General features: G+C 70.5%; 5 protein-coding genes and 1 pseudogene. 3 read left to right on the forward strand and 3 right to left on the reverse strand.

The genetic code is table 11. The annotated features are described in order from the left end of the window. Together HUU95_RS06780 and mgtE are read right to left on the reverse strand one after the other, a co-directional pair. A partial coding sequence (locus tag HUU95_RS06780; protein ID WP_174279421.1) for a DUF1489 family protein occupies nucleotides 1-346 on the reverse strand: 346 nt, incomplete at its 3' end. A 30-nt stretch (nucleotides 347-376) separates the two neighbouring features. Continuing rightward, nucleotides 377-1,780, reverse strand: a complete 1,404-nt coding sequence (gene mgtE / locus HUU95_RS06785; protein WP_174279422.1) for a magnesium transporter — start codon at nucleotides 1,778-1,780, stop codon at nucleotides 377-379. A 112-nt stretch (nucleotides 1,781-1,892) separates the two neighbouring features. Here mgtE and HUU95_RS06790 point away from each other — a divergent pair, with 112 nt between their 5' ends. After that, nucleotides 1,893-2,348: a peptidylprolyl isomerase gene (locus HUU95_RS06790; RefSeq protein WP_174279423.1), complete on the forward strand. Its 456-nt coding sequence runs from the start codon at nucleotides 1,893-1,895 to the stop codon at nucleotides 2,346-2,348. Nucleotides 2,349-2,471: 123 nt separating this feature from the next. Here the strand turns inward: HUU95_RS06790 and HUU95_RS06795 are convergent, their stop codons facing one another. Continuing rightward, nucleotides 2,472-4,145 (reverse strand): ATP-binding protein, encoded by a 1,674-nt coding sequence (locus tag HUU95_RS06795; protein ID WP_174279424.1) that lies wholly within the window; start codon nucleotides 4,143-4,145, stop codon nucleotides 2,472-2,474. Nucleotides 4,146-4,235: 90 nt separating this feature from the next. Here HUU95_RS06795 and HUU95_RS06800 point away from each other — a divergent pair, with 90 nt between their 5' ends. Then, on the forward strand, nucleotides 4,236-5,630 hold the full coding sequence (locus HUU95_RS06800) for a glycosyl transferase family protein (protein ID WP_368039804.1): 1,395 nt from the start codon (nucleotides 4,236-4,238) through the stop codon (nucleotides 5,628-5,630). After that, nucleotides 5,627-5,819: pseudogene (locus tag HUU95_RS06805) on the forward strand (hypothetical protein); the annotation flags it as partial. The gene HUU95_RS06800 and the pseudogene HUU95_RS06805, both read left to right, overlap by 4 nt.

Here is a 5,819-nt window from a genome sequence, read left to right on the forward strand (position 1 = left end):
CCGTCGCGTCGCCGTGCAGGTCCGCCGGCGCGTCCGCGTCCTCCAGGTAGCGCCAGCCCTGGTGCGCGCGCTTGGGCCGCGCCGCGACCAGCACCAGCGCGGGGTGGAGGTGGATCGCGACGCGCCCGCCGTCGGCGTCGCCGAACCGCTCGATCGCCGATCGCCCGATCAGCTGGTGCTTGATGATCCAGTAGAGCGAGCCCTGGCCCGCGACCTCCTCGTGCCGCTTGGGCAGAAACCGCGTGGTGAGGTGCAGCGGCCCCGCCTCGGCGCGCTCGCGCAGCCGCTCAGACAGCGCCTCGACGCTGGTGACGCCGAACGCGACCTTGGTCAGGTGAAGTGGCACGACAGCGATGTGGGCGCGCGCCGCTGCCGGTCAAGCCGCGCGCACGAACAGCGCCGCGAGCCCCAGGAAGCAGAAGAACCCCATGCAATCGGTCATCATCGTCACGAACACCGCCGACGACACCGCCGGATCGATGCCGAACCGTTCCAGCGACACGGGGACCAGCACGCCGGACAGGCCGGCGATCAGGTTGTTGATGAGGATGGCGATGCCGAAGACGATGGCCAGGTCGGCGCGGTGATAGAGCAGGAACGCCCCGGCGCCGATGAACAGGCCGAGCATCACGCCGTTCGCCGCGGCGATCCGGAACTCGCGGACGATCATGCGCCAGGTGTTCGAGTTGGTGAGCTGGTTGGTGGCGAGCGCGCGCACCACCACCGCCAGCGTCTGCGTCCCGGCATTGCCGCCCATGCCCGTGACGATCCCCATCAGGGCCGCGAGCAGCGCGAACCGGGCGATCTCGCCATCGAACAGCCCGACCACCACCGCCGCCAGCATCGCGGTCGGCAGGTTGATGAGCAGCCACAGGAAGCGCGTGCGCACGGTGACGCCGATCGGCTCGTTGATGTCGCCGTCGCCCGCCTGCGCCAGCCGCAGCGTGTCCTCGCCCGCTTCCGCCTGGATGATGTGAACGATGTCGTCGACGGTGATCATGCCGACCAGCCGCCCGTCCGTGTCGACCACGGCGGCGGAGATCAGCGCGTATTTCTGGAAGCGCAGCGCCACCTCTTCCTGGTCCATGTCGACCGGGATCAGCGTCTGCTCGCGCGTCATCACCTCGGCGATCGGCACGCCGCGCTGGCGGCGCAGGATCCAGGACAGGGCGCAGGTGCCGACCGGCATGTGCCGCTCGTCGACCACGAACACCTCCCAGAAGTCGGTGGTCAGGTCGTCGGCGCCCCGCAGATAGTCGATCGTGTCGCCCACCGTCCAATGTTCGGGCACCGCGATCAGCTCGCGCTGCATCAGCCGCCCGGCGGACTCCTCCGGATAGCCGAGCGCTTCCTCGATCGCGGCGCGATCGTCGGGCGCCAGCGCGCGGAGCACCTCGCGCTGGTCGTCGGGCTCCAGGTCCTCGATGATCGCGACCGCGTCGTCCGTGTCCAGCTCGGACGCGATGTCGGCGACCTGCGTCGCGGACAGCTCGTCGATCAGGTCCTCGCGGACATAGTCGTTGAGCTCGGCGAACACGTCCGCGTCGAGCAGCCCGCCCAGCGCGCGCGCCAGCGCGGGCCGCTCGTCGGCGGGCGCCAGTTCGAACAGGTCGGCGATATCGGCCGGGTGGAGCGGCTCGACCAGCCCGCGCGCGGCGATCGCGTCGCCGGCCTCCACCGCGTCCAGCACCGCGCGCACGAAGCCGGGCTTGAGCCGGTCGTCCTCGTCCAGTTCGTCGCCGCCACCGGCGACCGCCTCGGGAAGCTCGACCTCGCTCATGCCTGCCTCCCCCGGTGCGTCCCACGGCCCTAGCGCAAGCCATCGTCAGGCTGAACTTGTTTCAGCATGCCCGCGAGCCCATTAGGAACGCGACGACACGAAGGAACATGCCTTGCCCGACTATACGACGCTTCACCTGACGCTCGACACGGGCGAGGTCACCATCCGGTTGCGCCCGGACCTGGCGCCCAAGCATGTCGAGCGCATCGCCGAGCTGGCGAGCGAGGGCTTCTACGACGGCGTGCCCTTCCACCGCGTCATCCCCGGTTTCATGGCGCAGGGCGGCGACGGCGGGAACGGCAACGGCACCGGCGGCTCGACCAAGCCGGATCTGCCGGCGGAGTTCAGCAAGGAGCCGCATGTGCGCGGCGTCTGCTCGATGGCGCGCACCAGCGCCCCGAATTCTGCCAACAGCCAGTTCTTCATCTGCTTCGGCGACGCGACCTTCCTCGACGGCCAGTACACGGTCTGGGGCGTCGTGACCGACGGCATGGACGCGGTCGACGCGCTGCCGACGGGCGAGCCGCCACGCCAGCCGGGCAAGATCGTCACCGCCAAGGCGAGCTGAGCGGGCGTTGCTCCCCTCCCCTTCAGGGGAGGGGCTGGGGGTGGGGCCTCTCGAGAAGAAGGCGACCCCAGGACACACGCCCCACCCCAACCCCTCCCCTGAAGGGGAGGGGCTTGCGCGACATCACTTCCCCTGGGCGCGCCATTTCTGGACCGTGCGGGCGACCATCCCCTCCTCGCCGCCCGTGTCCTTCCACAGCCGCGAGAAGAGCGGATCGCCCGACGCGGGCCGCTTTGCCTCGTCCAGCCCGTCGAAGCAGACGCGCACGGGGATGGTGACGCCCTCGCCGCAGATCACGCATTCGCGGTTGCGCAGCGCCGGGATCGTGTCGAGAAAGCCGCGCGCGCCTTCCGGCATCGCCGCGCGGACGAAGTTCTGGTCGCGCTCGTTGTTCAGCCGCATCGCGATGATGGTGCCGCATTGCGACAGCACGCCCTCGGCCAGGTCCGACGGGCGTTGCGTGATCAGGCCCAGCGACACGCCGTATTTGCGTCCTTCCTTGGCGATGCGCGAGAGGATGCGGCCCACCGACGAGCCGTCGTCGTCGCGCGGTATGTACCGGTGCGCCTCCTCGCAGACGAGCAGGATCGGTCGCTGCGGCTCGTTGCGGCTCCAGATCGCGAAGTCAAAGGTCATCCGCGCCAGCACCGCGACCACCACCGCCGTGATGTCCGACGGCACGCCCGACACGTCGATGATCGAGATCGGCTTGCCGTCACCCGGCAGGCGGAAGATGCGCGACAGGAACGTCGCCATCGTATCGGCGACCAGCATGCCGGAGAACATGAAGCCATAGCGCGGATCGGCCTTGATCTCCTCGATCTTGGTCTTGAGCCGCAGGTAGGGCGCGGTGTCGCCCGCGCGGTCCATCTTGCCCATTTCCAGGTTGATGAGGTTAGTCAGGTCGCTGAGCAGATAGGGGACGGGCGCGTCCACCGTCAGCTTGGCGATCTCCTGCCCCAGCCGGCTCTTGGCGCGCGCCATCAACAGGCATTTGGCGAGGATGTCCGCGTCGATCTGCCGTTCCGAGCCCGCCATGGTCAGGAACACCTCGCAATGTTCCTCGAAGTTCATCAGCCAATAGGGCATCTGCAGGTTGGTGACGTCGTAGAGCGCGCCATTGCCCTTGAACGCGGCGGCATATTCGCCGTGCGGGTCGATCATGACGATATGTCCCTGCGGCGCCATCTCGCAGATCCGGTGGAGGATCAGCGCGGCGGACGTCGACTTGCCGGTGCCCGTCGAGCCGACCAGCGCGAAATGCTTGCCCAGCATCGCGTCCATGTACAGCGCCGAGCGGATGTCGCGGGTCGGATAGACCGTGCCGATCTGGATGTGCGCGCGGTCGTCGGCGGCATAGACCTGTTTCAGGTCGGTGGTGGTGACGGGGAACACCTCGCCGCCCGGCGTCGGATAGCGGGTCACGCCGCGCCGGAAATTGTACAGCTTACCCGTCAGCTTCTCTTCGTCGCCCTCGCCCAGGAAGTCGATATCGGCGAGGATGCCGGTGCCGCTCGGGTCGCCGAGTTGCGTCGAGCGGACGTTGGCGACGATCCAGGACGCGCCGACACGCATCTTGACCTGGCAACCGACCTGGCCGGCCGCCGCCGCGACCGGATCGGGCAGCGTCGCCGCCACCGCGAGCGCCGCGCGATCGAGCAGCGCCCTGCTCGCCGAGCCCGCGATCGACATCACCACGCCGATCGGCGCCGGCCGGGTGGCGGCCGGCCCCGGGACGGGCGCGGTCGGGGATTGGTCCGGCAGGGCGAAGGCGGTGAAACGCGGCATCTCGGTCATGGCGCGGGGGTAGGGGAGAAGGCGTAAAGATCGGGTGAGACGGACAAGACCGGTTGCGTGACCGTTTGCGCTGATGAATGATCGAGGACATTGATCGTCGCTGGGGGCGCGGACGACCGGATGCAGGCGCTGGCAGGGCTGGAGGTGGCGGCGCGCGAGCTGATGCTGTTCGCGGCGGTGGGGCTGTTGGTGGGCGGGGTGGACGACCTCCTGCTCGACCTGCTGTTCCTGATCCGGCGCCTGCTGGGCCTGCGTGGCGTGCGGCTGACGGACGCGGCGCTGCCCGCGACGCCCCGGTGCCGGGTCGCGATCTTCGTGCCCACCTGGCGGGAGCGGCACGTGATCGAGCCGATGCTGCGCACGCTGCTCGCCCGCGTCGTCGGCGACTACCGGGTCTTCGTCGCGGTGTACCAGAACGATCCGGACACCGCCGCGGCGGTGCGCGCGGTCGCGGACGCGCGGGTGCGGCTGGTGATCAACCCCCATGCGGGGCCGACCACCAAGGCGGACAATCTCAACCAGCTGTGGCACGCGATGCTGGCCGCCGATGCGCGCGAGGGCGTGGCCACCCGCATGGTCGTCCTGCACGACGCGGAGGACGTGGCGCACCCCGACGAGCTGCGCGTGTTCGACGCGCTGATCGACCGGTTCGACGTGATCCAGCTCCCCGTCCAGCCGCTGGTCCGCGACGGCGTGGCGCTGATCGCGGGCACCTATGCGGACGCGTTCGCGGAGTCGCACGGCAAGACGCTGGTGGTGCGGGCGGCGCTGGGCGCCGGGCTGCCGCTTGCGGGCGTGGGCTGCGCGATCGCGACGGACGCGTTACGCGCGATCGCGGCGGCGCGGGGCGGCATCGCGTTCGATCCGGGCTGTCTGGTCGAGGATTACGTGGCGGGACTGCGCCTAGCGGAGTTGCGGTTCCGCGCCGCCTTCGTCCGCCATCACGGCGCGCGCGGCCTGGTCGCGATCGGCGAGTTCTTCCCGGACACGTTCGGCGCGGCGATCCGACAGAAGGCGCGGTGGATGGCGGGCATCGCGCTGGCCGGTTGGGACCGGACGGGCTGGTCGCGACCCTCCCACCTGCTCGATCACTGGATGCGGTGGCGGGACCGGCGCGCGTTGCTGGCGGTGGTGGTGCTGACGGCGGCGTACCTCGCGGCGCTGCTGTACGGCGTGGTGCTCGGCCTGCTGGCCTGGACCGGGCGCGCGCCCGTCACGACGATCTCGCCGCCCGGCGGGCTGCTCGGCGGCAACATGGCGCTGCTCGGCTGGCGTATGGCGGTGCGCGTCGCGTTCAGCTGGCGCGCCTATGGCTGGCGCCACGCGATCGGGGTGCCGGTGCGCTTCGTGGTCGGCAACGCGATCGACCTCGCCGCCGCGCCGCTCGCGCTCAAGCGCTATGCGCAGACCTGGCGCGGCGCGCCGCCGGTATGGGACAAGACCGACCACGTTTTCCCCGACCTGCCGGAGGCGGTCGCGCCATGAGGGGGGCGCCGCTGCGGTTCGCCGCGACCGTGATCGGCGCCTGGGTCGGCATGCGCCTGATCGCGCTCGCGCCCGACGGCGTTGAACCGCTGCTCTCGCCGCTTACCGCCGCGCGGGCGGCCGAACCCGTGCCGTGGCTGGCGGGGCCGCCGGCTTCGTCGCGCGCGCCGCTGCCACCATCGGCATCGG

The sequence above is a fragment of the Sphingomonas bacterium genome (genome assembly GCF_903643065.1).
GTDB lineage: Bacteria > Pseudomonadota > Alphaproteobacteria > Sphingomonadales > Sphingomonadaceae > Sphingomonas.

What these genes read in the sequence shown, in the direction of transcription:
- HUU95_RS06795 (WP_174279424.1), bottom strand. Translation starts at nt 4,145, where the DNA reads ATGACCGAGATGCCGCGTTTCACCGCCTTCGCCCTGCCGGACCAATCC.
- mgtE (WP_174279422.1), bottom strand. Translation starts at nt 1,780, where the DNA reads ATGAGCGAGGTCGAGCTTCCCGAGGCGGTCGCCGGTGGCGGCGACGAA.